Annotated in this window: 12 protein-coding genes and 2 pseudogenes; 8 read left to right on the forward strand and 6 right to left on the reverse strand. The window is 57.8% G+C overall.

All coding sequences use genetic code 11. The annotated features are described in order from the left end of the window. The first annotated feature begins 860 nt into the window (after positions 1-860). Positions 861-2,441 carry a carbohydrate porin gene (locus ALC15_RS41585; protein ID WP_094193717.1) on the forward strand — a complete coding sequence of 527 codons (1,581 nt, stop codon included), beginning with the start codon at positions 861-863 and terminating at the stop codon, positions 2,439-2,441. An 84-nt stretch (positions 2,442-2,525) separates the two neighbouring features. Here ALC15_RS41585 and ALC15_RS06865 read toward each other — a convergent pair whose 3' ends face one another. Further along, on the reverse strand, positions 2,526-3,413 hold the full coding sequence (locus ALC15_RS06865) for a leucine-rich repeat domain-containing protein (RefSeq protein ID WP_244485964.1): 888 nt from the start codon (positions 3,411-3,413) through the stop codon (positions 2,526-2,528). A gap of 595 nt (positions 3,414-4,008) precedes the next feature. On the opposite strand from ALC15_RS06865, the gene ALC15_RS06870 reads away from it, so the two are divergent. Then, positions 4,009-5,829: an NEL-type E3 ubiquitin ligase domain-containing protein gene (locus ALC15_RS06870; protein WP_050626583.1), complete on the forward strand. Its 1,821-nt coding sequence runs from the start codon at positions 4,009-4,011 to the stop codon at positions 5,827-5,829. Positions 5,830-5,960: 131 nt separating this feature from the next. On the opposite strand, the gene ALC15_RS06875 is transcribed toward ALC15_RS06870, so the two are convergent. The 3 genes from ALC15_RS06875 to ALC15_RS45415 all read right to left on the reverse strand — a co-directional run bounded on the left by ALC15_RS06875 (position 5,961) and on the right by ALC15_RS45415 (position 10,961). Beyond that, positions 5,961-6,947, reverse strand: coding sequence for a pectinesterase family protein (locus ALC15_RS06875; protein WP_050626584.1), 987 nt, complete (start codon positions 6,945-6,947; stop codon positions 5,961-5,963). A gap of 247 nt (positions 6,948-7,194) precedes the next feature. Beyond that, the gene (locus ALC15_RS06880; RefSeq protein WP_050626585.1) at positions 7,195-8,493 is read right to left on the reverse strand and encodes a glycoside hydrolase family 28 protein; all 1,299 of its coding nucleotides are present in this window, start codon (positions 8,491-8,493) and stop codon (positions 7,195-7,197) included. Positions 8,494-10,622: 2,129 nt separating this feature from the next. Continuing rightward, the gene (locus ALC15_RS45415; RefSeq protein ID WP_050626587.1) at positions 10,623-10,961 is read right to left on the reverse strand and encodes a hypothetical protein; all 339 of its coding nucleotides are present in this window, start codon (positions 10,959-10,961) and stop codon (positions 10,623-10,625) included. 95 nt (positions 10,962-11,056) lie between these two features. On the opposite strand from ALC15_RS45415, the gene ALC15_RS06895 reads away from it, so the two are divergent. After that, a complete protein-coding gene (locus ALC15_RS06895; protein ID WP_050626621.1) occupies positions 11,057-12,466 on the forward strand; it encodes an MATE family efflux transporter in 1,410 nt (469 codons plus the stop codon). 837 nt (positions 12,467-13,303) lie between these two features. Then, the gene (locus ALC15_RS06905) at positions 13,304-15,475 is read left to right on the forward strand and encodes a hypothetical protein (protein ID WP_128089455.1); all 2,172 of its coding nucleotides are present in this window, start codon (positions 13,304-13,306) and stop codon (positions 15,473-15,475) included. A 761-nt stretch (positions 15,476-16,236) separates the two neighbouring features. Here the strand turns inward: ALC15_RS06905 and ALC15_RS06910 are convergent. Continuing rightward, positions 16,237-16,935, reverse strand: a complete 699-nt coding sequence (locus tag ALC15_RS06910; protein WP_244485965.1) for a shikimate kinase — start codon at positions 16,933-16,935, stop codon at positions 16,237-16,239. A gap of 100 nt (positions 16,936-17,035) precedes the next feature. On the opposite strand from ALC15_RS06910, the gene ALC15_RS44055 reads away from it, so the two are divergent. Beyond that, positions 17,036-17,212: a hypothetical protein gene (locus ALC15_RS44055; protein ID WP_157860868.1), complete on the forward strand. Its 177-nt coding sequence runs from the start codon at positions 17,036-17,038 to the stop codon at positions 17,210-17,212. A 1,589-nt stretch (positions 17,213-18,801) separates the two neighbouring features. Beyond that, positions 18,802-19,125 (forward strand): annotated as a pseudogene (locus ALC15_RS45950) (GNAT family N-acetyltransferase); the annotation flags it as partial. 980 nt (positions 19,126-20,105) lie between these two features. On the opposite strand, the gene ALC15_RS06925 reads toward ALC15_RS45950, so the two are convergent. Beyond that, positions 20,106-20,717, reverse strand: a complete 612-nt coding sequence (locus tag ALC15_RS06925) for a 4'-phosphopantetheinyl transferase family protein (RefSeq protein WP_244485966.1) — start codon at positions 20,715-20,717, stop codon at positions 20,106-20,108. 1,664 nt (positions 20,718-22,381) lie between these two features. Here ALC15_RS06925 and nolL point away from each other — a divergent pair. Both nolL and ALC15_RS41595 read left to right on the forward strand, forming a co-directional pair. Beyond that, positions 22,382-23,518: a nodulation factor fucose acetyltransferase NolL gene (gene nolL, locus ALC15_RS06930; RefSeq protein WP_094193721.1), complete on the forward strand. Its 1,137-nt coding sequence runs from the start codon at positions 22,382-22,384 to the stop codon at positions 23,516-23,518. A gap of 363 nt (positions 23,519-23,881) precedes the next feature. Further along, positions 23,882-24,083 (forward strand): annotated as a pseudogene (locus tag ALC15_RS41595) (IS481 family transposase); the annotation flags it as partial. Between the last annotated feature and the right edge of the window lie 47 nt (positions 24,084-24,130).

The raw sequence follows: 24,130 nt of genomic DNA on the forward strand, positions 1-24,130 counted from the left end.
TAGCGTTGGCGGCGAACATCGGTTCTCGTCTTCGCCGCCGATCGTGCAGTATTTTGCCCTCATCCATAACAACCTTTCTGATTTCCCTTTCTTGGTGCCTGCCGAATGCAAACAAACTCGTTTCCGAAAGCGTGTTTGACTAGAGCCGCCTGACGCGCAGCTTTACTCAAGACGGGCCGCTTAAGAGCGACGGCTGAGCCGCAATCCCTCATTCGGAGGGCAGTTATTGCGCATGATCAACTACCAATCTCAGCAGGTTGATCGAGATCACGGGCACATGCCAAGCGGGACCAACGAAGGTCGCGCAAGTGAAGGACCCGCAATGCAAGACAGATTTGGACGCCCCAACTATTTCAATGGAGCTGTTGCGCGCCCGCCGCCACCAAAGTGGTTCGAAGGTTGTTTCGTCCATTCACTTGGGACGTCCATGACGGGCGTCGTCGCGCGATCTGCGAGCGCATACATTCCAGGGACGGCGAGTTCCATATCCTGTCGATTGTCTGGCCCAACGACATCACAAAACGCCATGAGCCCATGCATCGAGGCTCACGAGATTTGCTTGCTGGCGCCTGCCACATCGTCAGTCAAAGGGTTCTTCCAGCAAGGTCCCCCCAACGCCAGCCCAATCTGTCGCATGGCGAGCAGCGAGGCTGTTGTCAGAAGGTGAGACCGAGGGTCTCAGCCTTTCGCCACACCAAAACGCGCTGCTCTTTTGCGGTGCCCCGGCCTGATGCGCAAGTCAATCGCGGAGCAGCTCATCTGCTCCCTCCTCGGGAACGAGAATGTTGAGATGCCACTCTCGGCCAATCAGGCCGGCGTTCTTTCCAATCATGACTGGCTGACACGGATCTGAAGAGCGCATGCGTGATTGGTTTCTTGCGGCGACATCGTTTCTAACGTCTTCGGCCGCCTTGGCATCTGCTTTCCCGTTTCGGCCAACCGGCAAACGATATATCGCAGTTTCGCTGGCGGCTTGCCTGTTCGGCAACTCCGCGTTGGCGCAAACCGGTGACGAGTTCGATTCCGGAAACGACACTGTGGATCAGGCCAGCAAAATAAGACGAGCTTCCAGTCCGGCGACAAAGTCGCGGACCGGTGTGATACGTCAAGTCGTCCAGCCTCGGCATCCACGGTCAGCTGTACGTGCCGACATGCCTGCCGAAAGGCGCAACAATGTGGATAGATCTGCTCATACGCGAACGCAAAAACCAATCGGCCCCTTCGCCAGGTACGACAATCTACGTGAAAAAGGACTGTGGCTCGCGATACCTGGTCCTGCAGATACGATTGATCAGGAGAATGGCGGCGTTAGGTCCGCGCTGGCTGATGTCGGCATTGGTTATATCGGCTGGACACATAACACGTTTGTAGACAATCAGCTGCCAAATGCAGCGAGAAGCCCAATCGCAAACCAGCTTTACATGGGGCAGAACCCGACCTTCGCTTCGGCGAACTTCTTGATCGTCACGTACGATCTCACCCGGTTTGGCATTCCCGATGGCCAGATTGTCGTCGGAGCCGAGCAGCAATACTGGACGTGGGATCGCCCGGGGCCTGACAGAGTGGGGCTCAACACGCTCGCCTATTACCAGACTTTTCTCGGCAGGAAGCTCGAACTCAAATTTGGTTACCTGAGAAACCAGAATGAGTTTACCGGCACATTGTTCGGAGGGATGACCGGATCGAACATGTTCGCCTTGATCCAGGCAGGGGTGAGTACCAATGCTACGCCCACGCCGGCGGTCAACCTGAAGTACAATTTTGACGATCGTTTCTACAACAAGATTTCAGTGCAGCGTTCGATCAGCCCGGACGGTCCCTATGCCGAGATAAGACAGAATCCCGCAGGCGTGGACTGGAGCACGGCCAATGCGGGCACGCTTCTCATCGATGAAATCGGCTACAGGAGCAAGGCCGCTCCTGGATCGCCCGACACATGGCTGCGGGCCGGCGCTGGTTTCAACACCAGCCGCTACAAGAATTTGGCGGACCCGAATCAACAGCGAGTGAGCGGCAACAATTTCCATTACATCGCTGCGGACCGGCAATTCTGGCAAGCTGATGCCGTCAGGTCGCCGTCTCGCGGACTCTATGGCGGATTCTCTATCATGGGAGCTCCGCCTGACCTCAACAGAATCAGCCAGTATTACGAGCTTCGTCTTTATACGAAAGGGCCGTTTGATTGTCGCCCCCAGGATCTGATTGCTCTTGTCGCCAGCAACACGACCTGGAGCAAATTCGCCGTGGATGCGGCCTTGGCTAAAGGTCAGCTTGCGCATCGCGATACCCTAGCGATCACGGGCACATATACTGCTCATCTCGCTCCGGGTATCTATGCGAGCGCAGGACTGTCATACATCCACAACCCGACAAGCGTCACGCATACGCTTCAGACGGAGCACGCCCTCAATCTGCTGCTGTCTACGCTGGTATTCTTCTGATTATGGCAAGCGTCGTTCTGCTGTCACCTTCGCGCGGCTCAAGCTGCCCTCCACCGCATTGAACGGTTCTCTTTTCCGGGATTCTCAGCTTTCGTTGGCAAAGCACCTTGAAAAGCCATGGACGAGCGTTGTAATGCCACGGAGCAATGACAAATCTGTCGGCCGCTTGGGACTTACAGTTCGAGGCCGCGCTCTGCGAGCACTTTGGAGTGTGCTCGGAAGTGGATCAGGCAGGTTGGCCAATTGATTGCTGCTCACATTGAGTTCAATGAGCCGCGACGGGAGGGACTCGGGCAGATCGGTCAACTGATTGCGACCGAGCGCGAGCGAGGTGAGCCCGCTCGGGAGAGTGTCCGGCAGGCTGGTTAGCTGGTTGTCGTTCGCATTCAGGATCTCGAGCCCAACCGGAAGATCTACCGGCAGGCTGGACAATCTATTGTCAGCGACTTCCAGCTCAGAGAGGGTCGCCGGAAGACCATCCGGCAAACTGGTCAAGCGATTATGGCTGATGAGAAGACGCTGGAGACCGGGCGTCAACATAGCGGGCAGGCTGCTTAGCTCGTTGTGCCGGGCGCGCAGTTCCAGCAACCTTGGCGGAAGGGCGCTGGGCAGAGTGGTCAGCGAGAGCCACGATAAGTCGAGCAAGCGTGAGCCTGTGTTCTCCGTATTCCTGATTCGTGTGCGCCCCTGCCGCCGATTCTCGGTTTCGCCCTGCCCCTCTTCGACAACCCAATTGTCCAGCATCTGCGCGCGCGCGGAAGCCGCGGTCCGATAGCCCGTCACGGTTTCGACCAAATTCGCCACGGCGCGGTTGAAGCCGCCGAGGTAGCTTTCCTGGTCCGCCCCTTCGGAAAGCCCCGAGGAAGGACCTGCACTCCACTGTGCCTGCCCCGCGTCCCTCAATTTCTCCATTCCAGAATCAAGAATACTCTCAAGATTGCGAAACAGGCGGTTGCACAGCGCGAATGTCACTCGATCACCGCTATACGTGCGCTGCGTCCCCGTCCGACTTAAGTAGGCACGGGTTCGTACAAGCCCTAGCGCGGCAAATCGATCGATACGGCTGCGAGTTTTGCGGTCATTTGGTTGACCAGATAAGTCCGGCAGGACTTTTTTACGGGCAACGTTCTCCCGTTAGCAGGCTTACCTGTCGATTAGCTGACGAGTATCGCTGCAACCCTCAGGGTCGCTCGTTTGCCACGGGGTGAGCAAAGCAATCCAGCTTACGGGTGAACCGCTCAAGCTTCGCAATGACCAGTTCGGCAGCACTGCCTAGGCATCTGAGAATGTCGGGCGTGAACTCGGCGCTTCGGACCGCCTGCCGTCCTTCATTTCTCGCTACTCGACCGAAACGGCTCTGCTGGTCGTCGTTGCGCTCTATAGCGAAGCCGCTACCGCCTTGCCTATCCGCCACCGTTCCAATCGTTGTAGCGACGATGGTGCCGGCAGCTGCGTTGCCATCGTTGTCAGCGTCGACAGGCTATGTCAGCTTATCGAAAGCTAAATGCCCTAGGCTCTCAAATGCGTAGTCGTGGACTGAGTCTGCTCAGTCTTTAGGGGGAGTAGGATGGATCCTTTTGAGGCAGGACAGGTTCAACGCCACGGCGGCATGCCTTCCGCATCTTCCGAACAAGAGGGCCAGCAAAACGAGACCGCGGCGCAGTGGCGGGGAATAGCGGCGGGCTACGCAGCTGCAGATTCAGATCATGCGGAGGCTAACGAGGATCAGGCGCTTGAGAATTGGGCTGCTGAACCTGAGGTGGGACCGCTTGAGGATCGCGAAGAAGCGGTCAGGCGAGTGAATGCTCGGGGTGAGGCCCCCACACTGGATCTCGAATCGCTTTTCCTGACTGGTTTGCCCAGGCTTCCGGATGATATCGTCGTGCTCGATATTCCCTTCAACCGGCTTACGGGTCTGCCCGATGACTTCCCTGCTTCGCTCCGGCGTCTCAACGTCAGTGCCAATCAACTGACCAGCCTCCCTGCGCTTCCAACCGAGCTCACAGGGCTCGACGCGAGCTCTAACCGGCTGACAAGCCTGCCTGAGGTGCTACCTGCTGCGCTGCAGTTTCTCGACGGCAGCTACAATCAATTGACAAACCTGCCCGAACTCCTCCCTGCGCCGCTGGGATTTCTCGACATCGGCCACAATCAGCTGACGAGCCTACCGGAGGTCCTTCCAGCTTTGCTCCATTTTCTCGATGTCAGCGACAACCGATTGACGGGTCTGCCGGAGGCCCTCCCTGCTACGCTCCGATTTCTCGACGCCAGCGACAACCAGTTGACGAGTCTGCCCGAGGATCTGCTGACGCGATTGGGCGCTGATGCCAGTATCGTTCTGGTTGACAATCCCCTTCCTGAGCAAGTGCTGACGAATTTAGATACAATTTTGGGCGCTGATGATTACGGCGGTCCGACCGTCCAGCTTTCGCGCGAGGACGTAAGTGAACTGTCCGGAACAGACGACGAGCAGGTCGAAGCTCTCACTGAAACAGTCGCGGGCTGGCTCACGGGCAATCCGAAGGAGGGCGACAATGAGGTGCTGGCGGCCTGGCAGACTTTTGAAGAAGAGCCGGGCGCCCAGGAATATGCGCTTTTCCTCGACAAGCTGCGAGGATCCGTCAACTCTGACAATGACGAATTCCGCCAGTCGGTCGCCAATGATCTGCGGCAGGCGGCGTTAAACCCGCAATTGTGCAAGCGCTATTTTCAACTGGCCCTGGACGCCAACCAGAGCTGCGAGGATCGCAGAACTTTGACCTGGAACGGCATGCAGACCGCACGCCTCATCGCTGACGTCGAGAACGGCGCCTATAACAACAAGGCCCGGCTTCCCGATCTCATCGATCTGGGGCGGGTCATGTTCCGCCTGGACGCGCTGGAGAAAATTGCGCGCGAGAAGGTTCGCTCGCTAAGCTCGGGCAACAACGCCGAAGGCATCGACGCCATTGAGGTTTTTCTTGCTTACCAAAATAAACTCCGCGAGCGGCTGGGATTGCAACACGTCGCGCCGGACATGCGCTTCTTTGAAGTCTCCGGCGTCACCGACGCTGACGTTGATAGCGCAGAGACATCCTTGCGGGACAAGGAGGCGGCGGAATTCGCCGACTATTTGGCGGTGAACTGGCAACCTTGGGACGACGTTGTGCGTCACATCGCACCCAAAGACCATGCCACGGCGCACGACGAGCTCATTGCTGCAATGGGGACGGAGTTCGCCAGCCGGCTGCAGCAACAGCTCACCGACAAAGGTTTGATCGGGGTCGGATCGGACCTTGTCGAGGACGCGAAGGTAGAGTTGGGTGCCGCGGTTCGCAAGGAAATTGCCCGCGAGATCAAGGGCGCCCTGAGAGACAAGGTGCTCAACGACCACGGCCTGAAGCTGTGAAGCGGGCTTTGGCTGCAGTAGGCTTAATTCCTGCCTGATGGCGTCGGTCATCGGCCGAGAGCCTTGCGCGGCAAGCGTAGAACCAGACGGCGGAGCGCCGATCCAGATATCGGCGTTGCTCGACTTCTGTTTCATTCCGACGGCTCGCTCGGCAGCCAATCTGTGGCACCCCCGAAGAACACCTTCAATGACCATCTCACAGCTTCGCGATCCGTCAGTTGATGGGAGTGAGGCTCGCGGCCAGAGGGATTGGCCCCGATTCCTGAGGATTTGTATTCAGCATAATAGCTCGTCCTCAACGCGTTGGTCTTGCCCGGATCCCATTCACGCCAGCCTTCCGCGATGATGGGTACATCTATCTTCGTCGACAGGAAGACCACAGTGGCATACGGACGCCAAGGCCGGCCAAGCGCAACGTAGCGCGCAGTGGGCTCGGCAGTCAGCCTGCAATGATCGAAGACGTAAGCACTGTCCTCCTCCGCCACCTCTTTGCTCTGGGCAGTATACACGACGGCCTGATTGGCGATGCCATGCAACTCACAGTTCCGGAAGTAGGCCTTGGCGTTGCCGAATATGAAATCGACATGCCCCTCGATGTAGCACTCCGAGAAGTATTGTCGTGACATTCGGCCGTTCGGCCCCTTGCCGGCAAACAGCGTGTCCTGAGCGCCGAGCAGGCGGACGCGCGTAATGACGTCCCTGTCTCCCGTAACGGACAGCGCTACTCCTTGCGATGGAGGATTGGTTGGATTGAGCGCGTAGTCGTTCTGGATGGTCAGATTTTCGATCCGGACGTCATCGCCAGCGGCATTCAGTGTAGCCGAACGCGCGGTTCCTCCCGCATTGATTGCGCCGTCGCCATACACAATGACCGTATCCTCCGGTTTGCCGCCAGTCCCTACGATATGAATACCGGATTTGGAGGTTTTGACCTTCTCGCGATAGGTCCCCGGCGCGATCCGAATTTCCCCGCCTTGCGCCGGCAACGCGTCGACGGCTTCCTGCACGGAGCGATAGTCCGCGTTTGCGGCATGCGACACCGATATTGCCTCGGCGTATGCTGCCGGGATGCAGAAACATCCAGCCAGAAGCGCGGCAGACGTCAGGAACATTCGCATTTGATCTTCCCCTTGGTGGCGTTTGCGGCGCGTCCGATGCAGTCGATGTAACGCACCGCCGCGCTATAGCCTCGCGGATGGTCGATACTTTCCTCGCCGAACCAGAACCTGTGCGTAACTCTGGCGATGTCAGCCCTTGCAAACCAATCGCGCAACGGGCGCGGGCCATCAGGCTCACCTTCCGCAATCTCGCCAGTTCGAGCCTATCGATGCGGGCTCTCCCCTGCCGGCGCCGGACTCGTAGCGCCTAGCGGTTAGCGTCTCGGAATGCCCTAGAACAAGTGTCCGATCCGCGCGACAACGTCTCTGCAGCTTGCCCCGGCAGCGGCGGCGACACGTCAGAGTGATCGGCGGTCACCTTTGCATGTTCGAGCTGCCAGATCGCGGAACTGGCGAATCGGACATCCTCGAGTTTCACGTCAAGGACATGCCGCTCGTCTACGCCGCGCATCACCAGTGCGCCATCGTCGCCACGCACATGGCGCAGAACAATCTGCCGATAGACCGGAATCCTCGAGCCCTGCGCGCGCGGATCGTATTTCGCATCGAACGCCAGCGGCCAGCGGTTGCCCCTCAGGCACACGTTTTCATAAGTCACGCGCTCGACCAGGCCACCTCGACTGACATCGCTCTTGATGCGCAGACCAGACGTCGTTCCATCCAGCGTCAGATTACGCACCAGTATGTCGCTGGCCCCGGAATTCACCTCGCTGCCGATCGACATGCCGTGCCCCCAGCCGAAATAGTTATCAATGATGGAGATATGGCTGCTTGAGCCATTATCGCCAGCCTTGATAGCGACGTTGTCGTCTCCCGTTCGGATGAAGCTGCGGGTGATGGTCACATCCTGGCTCGCGCCAGGGTCGATACCGTCGGTATTGCGGGCGTCCGCTGGGGCATCGATCGTGAGGCCCCAAAAAGTGGCACCTTCGACCCGGTTCATCGCGATATGAAAATTAGGTGCATTGCGCAAGGTGACACCCGTGAACGTGATGTCTTGCGCATGATCGATCTGGATCAAGCGCGGGGCATTTTGGTTGCCGCCCTCGACTTGGGCGCGGCGGGCCAGTTGCCACCAGGTCTCGGCGCTCCCGACCATGGTTGCACCGCCTTGACCGTCGATGATGCCGTCCCCGTAGATACCGCCGCCACGGGTTTTGGAAAAGCTAATGAACGGCCGGCAACCATCGCCCTTGCCGGAGATGCGACCACACTGTCCGCGGCCCTTATCGTAAGCAGCTGGTTGGGGGATGGCGATGAGCTTGGCGCCTCGTCCGATCCATAACGTCACGCCCGATTTCATTTCGAGCGGACCCGACCGGAACTCGCCCCGCCCTAAATATACGGCGGCCCCCGACGGACATTGGTCGATGGCATCTTGCAAGGTGACCGTATCTTGCTTGCCGGACGGCACGGGCCGGTCGCACACCGTCTGTGGTGCAATAGGTTCGGTAACGGCGCGACGATCTTGCGCGTTGGCGGCCGGACAGAGAATGATGCAGGCAATGATGGATAACAGACTGCATGCTCGAAAAGGCTGTTTCATCGACCTCGTCTCTTTGCCGCGTGGAACGATGCGGCCTAACACTTGCGCACGCGAACCGATCCGCCGCGGCTCGCCTCACTCGCCGCGTAAGATGACATTTGTAAGACGCAGAGGCTGCAGAGCTGCTCGCAGCAGCATTGCTGCAAGGAGCGATGAACGGCCCTGCAAGGGCACGCGATTTCGCCGATCAGCTCATAGCTGAGAGAGGCTTGCGCGCGGGTCACACCTGCGACCTAGGTAGGAAGACTTACAAAAATCAGCCTGCAATCCGCCATCGACGTTTTCGGTCATGAACTGAGAGCTGATCACGTGCCGAGAGGGAACATACTCTGCGCTACAAATGCATCCTCATCTAAAGCTCCTCCAGTTCTTCGGAAAGACTTGTTCGATAAATTTGGACAAGGCGGCATCGCTCGTTCCAGCAATGGTCTGCCGCGGACCCTCAGACTGTTCGACAGTTTGCGAAGCATCGTGCGATGGTGCAGGACGGTAGGCGACGCCCAATGCTTTGTATTGACAACTTCTTCTATAATTCTTTCGATAAGCGGAGCATCAGCCTCGGTAGGGGCAACAGGTCTACGCCCGGCGGTTGCCGAAGACGCGCAACGTATGCGCCCAGCAGGCGGGCCACGTTTACGCTTTCCAACCCCGCCGCGCGGCTCCTGGAGAGCCCGCACTGCAACACCTACATGCTTGTTCTTCTTGAACACCCTCTCAGAAAGCTCACTCAACGTCTTGTTATCACTTCTTTCGAGCGATTGGCCTCTCTCGCCCGAGTAAGCTGCCACCTTGTAGAGCATCTGAGTATGCTTCTCAGTCGACGCGTGTGACAGCTTTCGGCGCTTGCTGACGCCCTCCATCATGGCCCAAATGTAATCGCGATCCGTACCAGACACATTGGCCGACGGTTTGCGGCCGGGATGCCGGTGAAGGCGCCGCTATCGGCCATCCGCGCTGCATCCAGCTGTTGCTCAAACGCGTCTTGTTCGGCCCGAGCTTGCTGCTCTTCCAGATCGGCGTTCTGTATCGGTGCTGAAACTGCAGAACCAGAGCGTCGAAATCATGCGAGTCCACGCACAAACCTCACCTCGAAGCCTATCCACGTTAGTTCGTATTCGTACAAGCTTTCGAGAAGCTGACGAAATCGCTGTCCGCATATGGCTTTCGACGTTCCTCGACCCCTCTTTTTAGCATCCGCGAGTTCAGGCAATTGCCATTATCAGCCCCCGCTCAAGAACCCTGAGGAACATTGTCCAAACAACTCTCATCAACATCCAGGCGGAGCCAAATGAGGCTGGTCGCTTCCCCGATCACGGGGGCGTGACGTGCCTTGATCTTGGCGAGCGATCACGGCCGATTAAGCACTCTGGCTTTAGCTCTCTAACAAAGAGATTGAACACCTCCGCGTGAGCGCCCTATCCGGAAATATGGTGTCCCATCGGAACCGCGGACGATACGTCCTCTGTCAGCGTGACCAATCAAAAGCGCGTCCGCCGGCCAAAGCACCGCGAACAACAAAAAGCGACGCCGACAGAAGAGCCGCATCTTGACATCCATTCGGCAGTCGGTTCGCAACACGATAGATATTGGAGGCTTTGAGCCTCCGGGTTCACGAACGTCCGTTGCATTTAACGGTCCCAGGATCGACTCGTGAACGTGGCAGCCTGCGGGTCGACAGGATCATTGACGCTCCAAGATTTGCGCGGCCGCGCCTTACGCGCCGCAGTGTCTGCCGCAGATCTCTGCTGGCGTTCATCGGTTGGCGCCGACACTGATAGACAGTCAAGTCTCCGCTCGAGCTCCGCCAATTCTGCCTTACATTCGGCTATGACCGATTGGGCACGAAGCAACTTGACCCTGAGCTCGTCCCGTTGCCTGAATAATTGCTCAGGATCCCAATTATCCTGCATCAGCTCAATCATCTGCCAGCGCAAGCCGCGATGTGTCGTTGTCGCTCAGCTTCAAGTGAACGGCTGCTCGCCCGAGATGACCGATAGAAGAGCTCAAGCCGGGCTCATTGGAGGGGGTGGATGGTGACCGTTCGGAACGCGACCTGAAGGTAACAAACGTCGCCATGCAGGAGCGCGCGCTGTAGAGCGCACCTGCAGAGACTTCTGACACTAACCGATTCATCTGAAAACCCGAATGTGTTGCTCGAGAAACATCATGGCCGCATGATCTTCTCGCATCTTCCAAGCAACCCACATGCCAAATCCGCTTGACAGTTTTCTATTGGGGAATGACGCGCATCTCGCGGCATTCACTCGCTGCGCACGTTCTGTCGTTGCGGTTGAAACAAGCGGCGTCTGAAGCGAGACAGTCGACGCCGCAAGCACAGCGCTCAGAACAGCGACTGCCTTCCTGGCCAAAATGCTCTCACCATTTTTGAGCGGGGCGTCATCGATTGAGAATATGCTATCAACAATGAGAGTGCCGATGACGCGGCCGTGATCGCGCGAATTTCGCATCAGCGGGTCGATTGCTTGAAGCGCGCAATCCGGAGCGGCGGCATTCGATGAGAAAGACTGGGGACGCCACGCACCGATCGTCCTGGGCTCACAGATTGGCCAAATGGGAGGCTTGCCACCACCTCAGTGGCGAACTCGCCGCAACAGCGACACTCGCGACCCCGATCGCACTCACGCAGCTTGCACAGATCGCGATGATGGCGACGGATCTGGCCTGGATCGGCCACATCGGCACCGAGGCGCTCGCGGCTGCCGCGCTCGCCGGTATGATCTTATCGGTTGGCCTGACCTTCGCAGCCGGCGTGATCTCGGCAGTAGGGCCGCTCGCGGCGCAAGCACGTGGCGCGGCAAACCCAGCCCTAGTACGGAGATCGCTGCGCATGGGGCTATGGATTGCACTCGTTCTATGGGCGCCGATCGTGATTTTGCCGGTGCGAGGCGAACAAATCGTGCTTGCGCTTGGCCACGAGCCAGCTATCGCGCGCTTAGCTCAGCAATATCTGCTTGGGCTCACCTGGGGTATCTTGCCGGCGCTGTGGTTTTTGGCGATCCGCAGTTTCATGGCAGCGGTCGATCGCCCGGCACCGGCCTTGTGGATCACGCTCGCGGCCATTCCGACCAACGCACTGCTGGCCTATCTGTTGATCACCGGCAAATTCGGCTTGCCGCAGCTTGACTTGTTCGGAGCCGGCCTTGCGACGAGCCTGGTGAACAGTGGGACCTTTCTGGCCGGTATTTGGTTCGTTGCATGCTGTCGTCCTTTTCGCGACTACCAGGTGCTCCGATATCTTTGGCGGTTCGATTGGCAATTGATGCGCGAGTTCCTTGTGGTCGGCACGCCGATTTCGGTCACGATTTTCATGGAATCGGGCCTTTTCTCTGCGACGGCGCTCCTGATGGGTGCGATCAGCACCACAGCGGTTGCCGCCCATCAGATCGCATTCCAAGTTGCAGCCGCCCTGTTCATGATCCCGTTTTGCATCGGAATGGCGGTGAGCGTGCGCATCGGACACGCACTCGGCCGCAACGATGTATCAGGTATCAGAGAGGCTGGTTTCGCCGCCATGGTGCTTGGAGTCCTGATCGCGGCGATCGCTACGATTGCGGTGGTCGGCACGCGCTTTGAAGTCGCCGAGCTGTTCGTCGACCAGTCGGCCAGCAATTCGGACGCCACGATCAAGCTGACTGCAGCTCTCATCCTCGTCGGAGCGAGCTTCCTCATTACTGATGCACTTCAGAGCATTGCAGCCGGTGGCCTGCGCGGCTTAGGGGACACGCGCGTGCCGCTGTTTTTCGCAGGCATCGCTTACTGGCTGATCGGTCTTTCCGTCAGCTACGTGCTCGGCTTGAAAACTGGCCTCGGTGCCGTCGGTATCTGGATCGGCTTGTCCATCGGCAAAGCCGTTTACGCAGCCCTCCTCGTGATACGCTTGCGTCTTTTGGCGAACAGACCTCCCGTAGCAGCCATGAGCCAGGCTTCAGCTCGAGCGGTGGGCCAACCATGAGCCGAAGCTCCAGCGCGACCAGAAGATGCGCGTGAAGAACAGGCTCTGCAATCTGGGGAGCGCCATGGGGCGGTTCCTATTTTCTTCGGATACGGGCAGCTGGCTCTCACCCTGCCCTTCGGTCAAGTTGGCTTCAGGGATCAGAGCCCAGCAAACGTTGCGCCTGACGTAGAGGAGCCCGAGCTGGACACAGGGCCCTCGAGGAGCCTCGAGGGAGGAGAGGCTCCGGACCCTATGGCGTCGGCGGCTGAAGCCCAGCCGAGGAGACCCAATCGTCAATGTCAGCTGCAATTTCCGCGGTGCGGGCTCGCCTGATCAGACTATCCCGCTCCGCGCCTTCTGGCATGCTCGCCGCCATTTCCACAAGATTCCTTGCAAACGCAGCCAAGCGGTCCTGCAGCGACATTGTTTGCCTCACATGATTTCTCTTTTTCTTCACTGAGGCGCTCATCGTTTCAAGCGTCGTCGCTCTGCGGATCTTTGATCAAGATAACCTCCCACGACACTTTTACCATGCCAACCTAAGTTTAGTTGTGACAACTCTACAACGGTTCACGCGCAGCAAAGCAGATAGTGGGTTTCTCGGCAGGCGCTTGCGGTCGACGAAAATCCATCCGCGGCGAATACGATGCGCCGCTGCCTCCGCGGCATTGAGGACACCCTGGCCGCAGATCGCGCGATCTAATGTGCTGGCGCTGGTGATTGCAGCGCCCCGTCCACGAAAACCAAGTACAAGGATCGGTACGCCACTTTTTGTGGCCGGGCAGAAGGCGCCGTCAGCTTCTCGCAAGCTTGCCGGCGTAGCTGTTCTGCCACCATCTGCGGAGTGAGGTGAGCGTGGATAATCCTTTCCCATCCAGTCCGGCAGCTTTGATGCAGGTACAACAGGCCGCCGCGGAACATCGTGAGGAAGGCGAGGCGTCGCAGGAGGCCTTCGAGCGGCAATTGGCAAATGCCGGCGAGCCTCACGAGGCGACCGAGGCTGTACGCCAGACCCCGCCTCGCGAGCCGCCTGCGAATATCCAAAGCGTCATCGAGCGCGCGGTCCAGGCAGAGCGGACGCGCCGGAATCTAAGCCAACGCACTGCGCGGGGATATACTGAGGCACTTTTCAAACTGCAAAAAGATCTGAGGTCTTGTGGCAAAACGATTGCTGCACTGGACCACGACGCTCTGGTAGCGCACGCTGCCAAGTTCATGGCGCGTGACAAAGCAATGGGTCCTGCGTTAACAGCGCTTCATAGGTATCTAAATACCAATGCACCTGACGGCCCGCGCCGGCGCTATGTTGTTCCCTCCGGAAAAGAGCCTTCTCCCGTCAACGCCGCCGTGCCTTCGGCGGATATCTATCCGCACCTGTCCGAGACCGACGGTACTCTCATCGACAACTTCACCCGCTTTGTCGGCGGTGGTCTGCAGAAAAGTACCATCTACGAATACGGCCGATCGCTTCGTATCCTGGGAAATGATCTCGGCACTCAGGGCAAGACAATTGGCGGGCTCGATCACGAGGCCTTGGTCTCGCACGCGAGAGTGTCTCTTGGTGAGCCCGCGAGTTTGCTTTCGGCATTGAGCGCGCTGCGAAAGTATCGTGATCCTGATCAAGTGCGGCAAGACTTTCTCTCCGAAGAGGATGAAAGCCTGATCGACGGCGCCGTCCAGGCAGCTGCCGCGCGTCGGGCGTGGATACCCAACAGAATCGAGATATATTACAAGGCTTTTCACAGGCTGGCGAAATCTCTAAAAGCCCGCGGACTGACAATTGCAGCGCTGGATCATCATGCGCTTCTTGCGCATGCCAAGGCAGCACACGAGGGCGACAAGCAGATAAGGTCCGCGCTTGAGGTGCTTCTCGAGTATCGTGACCCAGCTATCCTGGAAAGGCGCACCCCACTCGATTATCCTCCCTCCGCGAAAGACAAGAGTCTCATCGAGGACGCGGCTGCCGTCAGTAAACGCCCCAGGAAAGCCGTCGAAGCCTCCGTCAAGAATCTCGTCAAGTTTGCAGGGGCCCTCGCCGCCCGCAGCCTCGAGATTGATCAGCTAGACCACATCGCACTTCTCGAGCTTGCAAATAAGCTGTTTCCCAGCAATAAGAGCCTCATCCGCGGGCTCGGCATGATCCGTGAATATCGCAATGCCGAGCGCACTTCCGGTACGGACGGAGCTGCGCTGGCAGATGATGTTCTGGCCTGCTCGCCGATCTTAAGTGTCGACCCGGAGGAGCTTCGGCGGCTCCTGGATGACGAACCGACATTCTCGCAGACGATCGACAATTTGGCGGAGCGTCAGGACGGTATGGCTCCGGTTGATCAGCTGCCAACCGAAAGTCTCGATACCGCAGAGCTTAGGGGGATGCTCGCTTCTCCTGGCCATTCGCCAGAAGACGAAGTCATTCAGCCGGATCCGGTTGGTCCCCGGCTGTCGGACGCTGTCGATCCTGGGGACATCTGGTCGGGCGCGGAGCAGGCTGGCTTGTTGCCCACTGAGAGTCTGGATACGGCGAAGCTCCTGGAGATGATCACTTCAGGCGGCCATTCGCCGACGGACAGCGTCGATCAGCCCGACGCGACCGTTCCCTCGCTGCACCAGAACGTCGATCCCGACAGCATTTGGCTCGAGGCCGAGCAAGCCGGGCGGCTGCCGACCCAAAGCCTGGATACTGCCGAGCTTCTGCAGATGTTCGCGTTCGCTGGCCATTCGCCGGCGGACAGCGTTAATCAGCTAAGTTCGATGTCGTCATGGGATCTTGAGAATTCAACGGCCGACGCGGCGTTCCAGCCGGCGCAATCGCAACCTATGGTGCCAGCACTCGAGTTGTATCTTCCGCAAGGATGGGAGCATGGTGAGCAGTGGGCGAGCGAAGATTTTAAGGAAGGAATGCGGCTGCATGGTGTGCTCCCGAACGAAATTCGGCCGGAGACAACATTGACCATCCGCGGATTGGACTACATAGCCAGCATTGGACCGCCAGGCCTGGAGCAGGAGGTGTTTCTTCGCAGAGCCTGACAGGTCGGTCAGAGCAGCCATGCATGGCGCCTTCATAAGATTGCACGGCCTCCCCTTCCGAGAGGCGGCTCGCTGGCGCACGTATATTGACGAATATCATGGGCAGCACGTGAACTGGGGCCGCGCTCCCAGGGAGTTCGCCCAGCGCAACGTCTCAATGCCCTCGCCATAGCTCCACCGGTGAATCGAGCCCGACGCTCGAAATCGCATCGCTTGCCCAAGGATTTCGACCTTGACGGCCTGAAGAACGACAAGGCGACTGACTGACCGCAGCGACGCAGATCGGGACCAATGGGAGCCTTCCTGACCAGCTTCGCCATCGTTCACCGGCAGCTACAAAAAATTCGCCTCGTTACCATTGTGGTCCCGGACGATTCCCCCCGAGCGTTTCTTCGACGTCGTTCCTGTTCCCCGCCAACCGCAACAGTTGAGCTGGCGTCGGCGGCACGAGCCGGATCTGCGTTGCCGGACCAAGGTTCGCCCTCTGCAGTTCTTGCTCCAGCAACGCATAATCCGCGGTATATGCTCGTCGCCCAGCCATTCCTCGGTGCCGAGCACGAGCCTGCGTCCCCGCAGCGAGGCCGTGGACTCCAAGCCTGCCTGCGAGCATCCGGAACTTTGGTCGAGGGGCGGCGATAAAGTCCCATCATGCAATAGGTGCGATGTGGAGGGCAGATCAACCGGAGCCTCGGGGCTGGCGTGGATGCCTGACGATTGAACCCTTGCTGATGATGAGGCGACGGCCTGTACCTGCTCCACGATCATACTCGGGGCTCCGCATTTTGAGAGCCCGGCGCATCAGGAAGCTCCTGGAATAAGCCGGCCTGCCCAGTCCCCTGCCCTGTGTCGCACAGATAGGCGTGTAGCGCCGTCATGCAAGCATCCGCACTCTTGAGATCCCGCCGGTGCTGCGGGGCGATCGTGAGATAGGTAAGCCGATAGATAGAATTGTGCGCCTGCATCAGGTCCGAGATGGTCCGGTCTTGATCGGAGGTTCGCAGCTTGGGACACTTGATGTTGTGCTTCAGGTTCGGCCTGATCACGTCCTCGTTGGTATTGAGCCAGATCGAAATCGCTTTCCGGCCGCTATGATGCCGGACGTCATCGATCATGAATGCTCCGCCACCCGAGTACGGCGGGCCTTGCTCGAGCGCGCGCTTGATCTCATTCGCCTCAAGATTCCTGAAATGCGCCTCGCGGACCTCAGCGAAGATTCGGATTGTAGACTTGCCGGTCTTTGCCTCGATCTGCTTATCGGAATCGATAAACCTCGACTCCAATCGCCTGGCGAGCGCACGGCCAAGACTGGATTTCCCTGCTCCCATCATGCCGACGAGCACGGTCGGTCGCGCGCCGAGGGCACCAAGACTCTCCCTTGTCATCGCGAAGTGCGCCGTGCGCTTCGGGGCGAGCACTTTCCGCCGGCGAGTCAGGCTGGCCCGAACTGCACGCGGAACCACGGTTTATACTCATTCTGCAACGTCAGTATAAATCGCTGGCAGTGAGTTCCATGCCTCTTATACTCACTCCGCAGACTGAGTATAATTCTGGCAGACGACCATGCCGGCCCCTTCCCTGGTTTCCCAGACGACCTATGCCGAGCTCCTCGAGCGCACCGCCAACGCGGCCTTCCAGGAAACATTCGCGGAAGACGGCGCCTTCACCTCCAAGACTGTCAACCAGCGCAAGTACTGGTACTTTCAGACCGGCACTGGCTCCGAGCGGTCGAAGCCGTGATAGCGGCTTCGTCGACATGTCGACGAGGCCCGCTCGCCCGCTGCGGTGCCCTCTTGTCCCGATCGGCGTGCTGATGCTGCTGCTCGGCAGCACCGGCAGCCCCCCTATCCGGTACTGGCCGAAATAGGCCACTTGCGGGAACAAAACAGGCCACCGGAATCGAAAGGGGCCGCCTCACGCGAGCGGCCCCTTGCCGGTTTGAATATCGGTCCGTGCTGAAATCTAGCCCCGGCAAGGCGACATTAGAGTTTACAACAACATTGTTGGATTCCGGGAAACTACGGTGATTGCCCACCTACTGCTACTGCCGGAAGGCAGGCACTGCTGACCATCCGGAGGCGTCACGCGGCTCACCTTCAGAATATCGACGATCCAAAGTCACTTAGGCGCGCTCGGCTCGACACCATGCCGAGGGGGCTTCGTCAGCTTTTCGAAAGCTTGCTCTGGTAGGATGTCCGTTCAGGTGATCTTGGACGTGAGGCTACGTGGACCCGCACAATTGTGACCCATCCAACGTAACAGTTTGGTCGCAGGTGCAGCATGCCACCTCGGAAGAGCAGCAAGAGGGTCGGCGAGGCACCAGGCGTTTGAGCCGTCCTTGGCGACGGCGCTCCCAGCCGGCAGCGGTACATGCCCTCATCAGTCTGAAGAAGACCGGCGCCGAATTGATGATGCGACGAATAATGCGGCGGCTCGGACTCATTAAAAGGCGCACATTAAGCCTGCATACTACCGAACTTGACCGATTGCGGGCATGTTCTCCGCTTTCGACGTCGAGCGTTTGACCTGCGCAATCGGCAATCCTATCGGTCACGTCAGCGGATTCTAATAGCCGAAGGATGAAGGCGCCGTTGAGCAATCTTCGCGATTGCTGCGAGCCCGACGCTCGCCGTGCGATCGCCCAGGCCCCTCAGAGAACGACGAGAGTTTCATTGAAATGATGACTCGTGCCAATGGGCGCGGCGAGGCCGCCCTTGACCCGTATCACCCTGCTCTTCGTAGATTCTCCGAGGCGCTTCTTTTAGAGGGCCAGACGATATCTGGACTGGACCATGACGCGCGGGTCAAGTCCGCTCGGAGGCTGTTCCCGCACGACAAGGCTCTCATCTCCGCGTTGAATTTGTTTCGTGCTGCGGAGCTCTGCGCTAAATTTGGATCGTGATGCGGAGCGCGCCTCAGGTCCAGCTGAGCGTTGCAGCTTGGCGGAGTAGTCCTCCACAGTCCTTTGCCAGCTTCGGTTGGCTTGGGCGACGCGGCATGTGACCATTTTTTGCCTTCAAGAGTATGTCGCTCTATGGAAACTCGCTATTGCCATGGCAGTGGCAATGAACTCACCGTCCGATTCAGCCGGGGCGATCGGCTCGCTCTGTCCGACAGATGACAGACGATATCCAGGTACGCCGCATCGGCGCCCACGAAGTGGATAAGCGTTTTGAGCGTCTCGCCACATCCTCGTTGACTGCGTCGCCCACCGCGACTCGGTCAGCTTTCTGCCACCGCCAACTCGACGACTTGCGCTGATGTACTGGCGTAGCGTCGCAGACGCGGTCATTTGCAATGGATGCGTGTGACTAGCTGCGGAAGATGGCGCAGGTCAGATTGTTGGCACGACCCAGATGATACCTGCCGCGTCTGAGAACCAATTGCATAGCGCCCGAGTCGTCAAAGTCCTGGTTGACACAAACGCACGCCGCCGCGGCATCGGGCGCCGGCTCATCTCGGCTGTCAGCGATTTAGCACGAAAGGAGGGAAAGACGTTGTTAACGCTCAGCACTGCCACAGGTTCTGCTGCCGAGCGTCTTTACGCCAGCGAGGGATGGCAGCGGGTGGGTATCATACCCGTGTGTGTGCTCGCCCCTGACGGACATATCGCTCGGCGACCTTCTTTTACAAGCATCTCTAATGCTGCGTAGCTGAATTGGCGCTTGCTATTCACCGACAGATCTGTCCGGTCCCGTCCTGATAAATCATCATCGTGGGGGAACATCACCGACATTACCGCTGTATCGTATGGTTTTGTGAACAACGACGGCTTTGGCTCTCAAGATAAGAAATCGAACGGATCAGACGGTAGATCATTCAACCGCCGAACGGCCTGTCGGCACAATGGCGAGCCGACGATCGAGAAAGTGACCTCGATTTTCCGCTCTCGATATCGTTCAATGTCTATAGCGCGAAGGCCTCGGAGCCTGAAGCAATCCCTATCATTGCGCTTGATATACTGACCCCGCTCCTAACGACCTCGCCTTGAGGCCAAGATAGCGGGCATGTCGCCGCGATCTCACTACGCGAACGCCCTCTACGAAGCCGTCGGATTATTTTGCTGCTCGGGCAGCCGTTGTAGCCAGGCGAACATCCGCCATAAACTTTCGTATCGTCAGGTGCTCCACTGGAGGTGCCGAATCTTTACCAAGGTTCGATTGAGCCGATGATCACGATCATCTTAGCTGCATGTGCGGCTGGCTACAGCGACAACTCATTCGTCTTCGCCGGTTTCGTCGACTGATGGCTGATAGGAGGTCGCGAATTCTATTTTTCGTCGGGATGGCAGCCTTTGCCGAAATGTGGATAGAGATACTAATGGAACCATTCGAGCTTGCGTGGTGCGAGATCGAATACCAACGGGCTATCAGATTTCTCGAAAAGATCGAGAACAAGGCGGATGATGTCGGTTCCCAGACCGGGGAATTCACCCATTCTGATCCGCCATGCGGAAGACCTGTGGGCCAAACAGCTCTATGAGAGCACACGGCTACGAACGCCAAGAGCCGCGATACAGCGATCGAAAGCTCGCTCAAAGAATGGGCATCGTGGGTGCGATACACTTAGCCGAACGGCTAGAAACACCTACGGGACAAGCCGGAGCGAAGGGCTACACACACTGGAGCTAGTGCTAGCCGCCTGCGCGGTTTTCCTTCGACCGAAAAGAAACGCGCGAAGGAGTTAGTATCGATTGCTTTCGGGTGCCGGCCTGATTTTGGAGCGGCACGTCCACTTCATTCGGCCGCGAATACGCCACCCCGATTACATTCTTGGAAATAATTAACTCGAGTGAAAACGTGCGATTTGCCTTGGACACGTGTCCTGATCGCGCAAAGATGTCAATCTCCACGTCCTGGAACTGAAGAAACTCGCGATCCATCGGAAAACACGCCTTATACACCGCCTCTTTCAAAACGAAGACATCGCGCCGCTTGAGCGTGTGTAGATCGTACATCCGTCGCTCGCTAGCAGTGGCAATCAATGCGATCAGGTTTTCCGGCAGAGGTTCATTCGGCTCGATATCGATGCCGAGAGCTGCAATCTTTCTCGTTCTTGCAATAGCGGCGGCCGCGACCGTATCGTGGTGCGCCCAAGATCCGACCACGCCCGTCGGCCAGATCGGAACACCAGATTGCGTCTTCGGAATCGCCATTGGTGGAAATCCCAATTGCCCAAGAAGTGTTCGGGCGGCTGCTCTTGCGGCACCGCTTTCGCGGCGGACTTTGGCAAGGGCGCGTCCCATAGACATAACTTCGGAAGAATCGGCTACACCCGAAAGGCCTACCGAGCCCTCCCGGCGTCTAAGGCACCTCAAAACTGCGTACACTTCAGTTCGCGACTCTGAACTTCGATGTGTCCTGCCAGGAATTGTTCATTTGTTGGAAGGACGGCGGAGTACTTGGGCAAAGGATCGTCCTGACCAGCCTCGCCTCCGACATGGATGAAAGTGGGCTGCCATCGTCGGCGCTGTTTGGATCGCTGCCCGCCTGAAACATTTGTCAGTGATCAGCCGTTTGGGATCCGTAGTACTGCTCGAGCGAGGCGTCCGACGCCGCCCCTCAAGCCCCAGGAGCGTGTTGCGCTGGAGCGTCAGGCCGCCATGTTGGAAGCCATGCTCGCGTGCGCCCAACGGCGGTGCCAAGGGTGGGCATCACCTTGCTGCAACGTCGGCAAGCTGGACGTGGCGGTCAACGGCAGCAATGGAACCTGTCTTCAGGGCGCCCGTCGCCATTGGACGAGGATTGATACTGAGTCGGGCCTTCATGAAAGATCCGCCGAAGAACCGCACCTCGATGCAGGATTCAACACACGCTAGGCCGCTCTTTGCATGAATGGGCACCAGAACATGCGTTAGGTTGATTGTTTCCGATCCAGCTCGTTCCGCATAGCGAGATCAACGCATAAGGCTCATTGATGACTGAAGGGGGTTTTAGGCAACGAGAAGACATTCTCCCCGGAGACGACAAAGCATCCGGGGACGGTTTGTCAGCCGCGAGGAACGGCGTTTGCGTGGATAAGCGGCGCACACGAACGGCAGCAGGCTCGGCGGGATGATCGCCATCTGGCTGCGCCGCTCGACCTTGCCCGGGCGTCGCAGATTCGAGCGATTTCCCTCACGGTCCTGGTTGAGAAACGATATCGGCTTAACCGAACACGTTGGACAATTGGCGATGGATCGAGCCGACGAGATGAGATTGACGCATGGTGGATGGTTTTAGCTGCGCCCGACAATTAGTTTGCGGCAGGCCACTGGCTGGTTTGCATGGTCAAATGTGATCAGCAATCGCATGCCGCACTTTCTTCGCCCGGGAACTTCCGCGCCCGGCAACGCGCATTGTGGCGAAGGCCAATAACGGATTCGGTGGGTACCCTCACCATCACCGCAAACCCAGCCAACACGGCTGAGTTTTTGCCCGTTGGATCGCAATAATTTGGAGGTTCCGCCGGCAGGCGCGAATCAGAAACGCCCGGTCAACGCTCGCCCATCATTCACCACGGTATCCCCAGCCAAGCGAGCTCGACAGCGAGCATCCACGGAAGCAATCACTAGATCAGGTATCTGCAGGGTAAAACTTATTCACTCGCCCGCACGGAGCTGCGCAGTGCCGAAATGACGGATTCGGTTCATGCCCTGCGCTATGGAAAGTCTCCTTGCGATGCCTTGCCAACACCTCTTCCGCTCGGTGCATGGTGCAAAGTGCCCGCCGGATCTGGGAAGCGATTGAAGCAAGGTTGGTGGGAAAGAAATCGATAAACCATCATATAGCTCGTTTCGCCCTTTTCCTTTCGGTATTTATCGCAAAGTCAGCTATTGGAGTGCAGACTCTCCGTGGCAATTGTCTCCGCCGTCGTCGGACAGGATTTGTGGCGAGCTGTGGATTCGGCTGATCGGAAAAGTGTGCCGAGATGTTGATACACCATGTAATAGCAAAGATTATGCCTGAGACAGCCCACGATCGCGATCTCGCTTTGGACTTTACCAAAGGAGTGCTCATCATTTTAGTGATCGTCGGTCACCTGATCCAATATTTCCTCTATCAAAATGAAGGGTTTTGGGATTCGGCAATTTTCAAATGGATCTACATGTTCCACATGCCCCTCTTTATGGGAATAAGCGGTTATCTTTCCTGCCGAGCGCTGCTGGAAAAGTCCTTCATGCAAGCCATGGGCGATCGTGCGATGCAGCTCCTGGTGCCTATGCTGTTTTGGTTCTCTCTCCTGGCGACATTAAAGTTGGCCATGTTTCCCCGACTGGCGAGCGCACCAGACAACGTTTTGCAGTTCCTGAATGATTTCGCCGGCACCTACTGGTTCGTCTGGGCCGCGTTCATTTGTTTTCTTCTCGCTAAGACTATTTCGATCTGCAATCATTCGTCACCATGGGCCTTGTTCGTATCGGTCGTTCTGGTGGTCCTTGCACCTCTGACCTTTTCCATATTCCCTCTCATAAAGTATACGTACCCGTTTTTCTGCCTGGGATTCTCATTTGCAATGTCGAGAGAACGGTGGACGAGCATAATGCGCTCTCACAGGCCGTTCTTGGCTATGTCCGTCACAATTGCGGCTATGATGTGCTTTGCGATCTGGAGCAAGGACACTTATGTCTACAACAATCTCGCTTTGGTCCAGGATTTGCGGTCGGCAAAAAATGTGCTTCTGATGTTTCTTGGCTCCGCAGCTGTCTCAGCGGTGATGATTAAGGTCCTGCTTCGATCCTGGAATATTGGTCGTTCAAATCGGGTGGTCCGCTTTATCGCCGCGAAACTGGGACCCAGCACGCTGGTGCTGTACTTGGTCCAGGGTACGGTATTCCGTCTCATGGATTCGATACAGTATGGAGAATCTTGGGACGCCACGATGAGGTCGGCCGCGGCTGCATTTCTCGGGACAATGATTGTTGCTGTCGCGCTAACGGTTCGGTGGGCCGTGCGCGACATTCCTTATCTCTCCCAGCTCGTGCTCGGAGTGCCACCCCGCTCCTTGTCGGGCAGCCAAATCAATCAGGAGGCTCTCGCAAACCATCGTAGCTTGCGGGACTTGTGAACCTGCTGTCCATTCATGGCGCCCCAATCTGGGTGCCTCGCCGAAAAATGTTCCAGAAGATTGCGTCTTTGCTCCACGTAATTTGCTTCCCCCGAAAGGGACGGAGTAGGGACAGCGATGAGGCGGCTTTGGATGTCGACGCACGAGATGCTGACAAAGAGTTGTTGGCGAGCGTTACAGATCGTCAGACCTCGCGGAGAATATGCGAATTCTGGAAGGCTTCGCCACCATCACGGGGCTTCCATCGCAAGTACGCCATGAGGTCTTTTGTCGATCGGCTTCCAACTATTGCACGCGGAATGACAGCCGTAATGGTGACTTCGCGCGGCAGTAGTGTGCAGGTCAATAATGCCGGCTCCGCAAGCGACCGTCCAAAGCTATCATTATCATCGACACGATCAGCTCGAAGCTCTCATCTCGCCGACTTCATCGCCTACAACTATGCACGGAGGCTAAAGACCCTGAAGGCCCTCACGCCTTACGAGCACATCTGCAAATGCTGGACTTCCGAGCAGAACGATTCAAACCCAATCCGCTCCAGCAAATGCCGGGACCAAACACCTAACAGGGCAGTTATAATCATTCAGATTCCTCGTCAGCTTCTCGAAAGCT

Origin of the sequence: Bradyrhizobium viridifuturi, from assembly GCF_001238275.1 — a bacterium.
GTDB lineage: Bacteria > Pseudomonadota > Alphaproteobacteria > Rhizobiales > Xanthobacteraceae > Bradyrhizobium > Bradyrhizobium viridifuturi.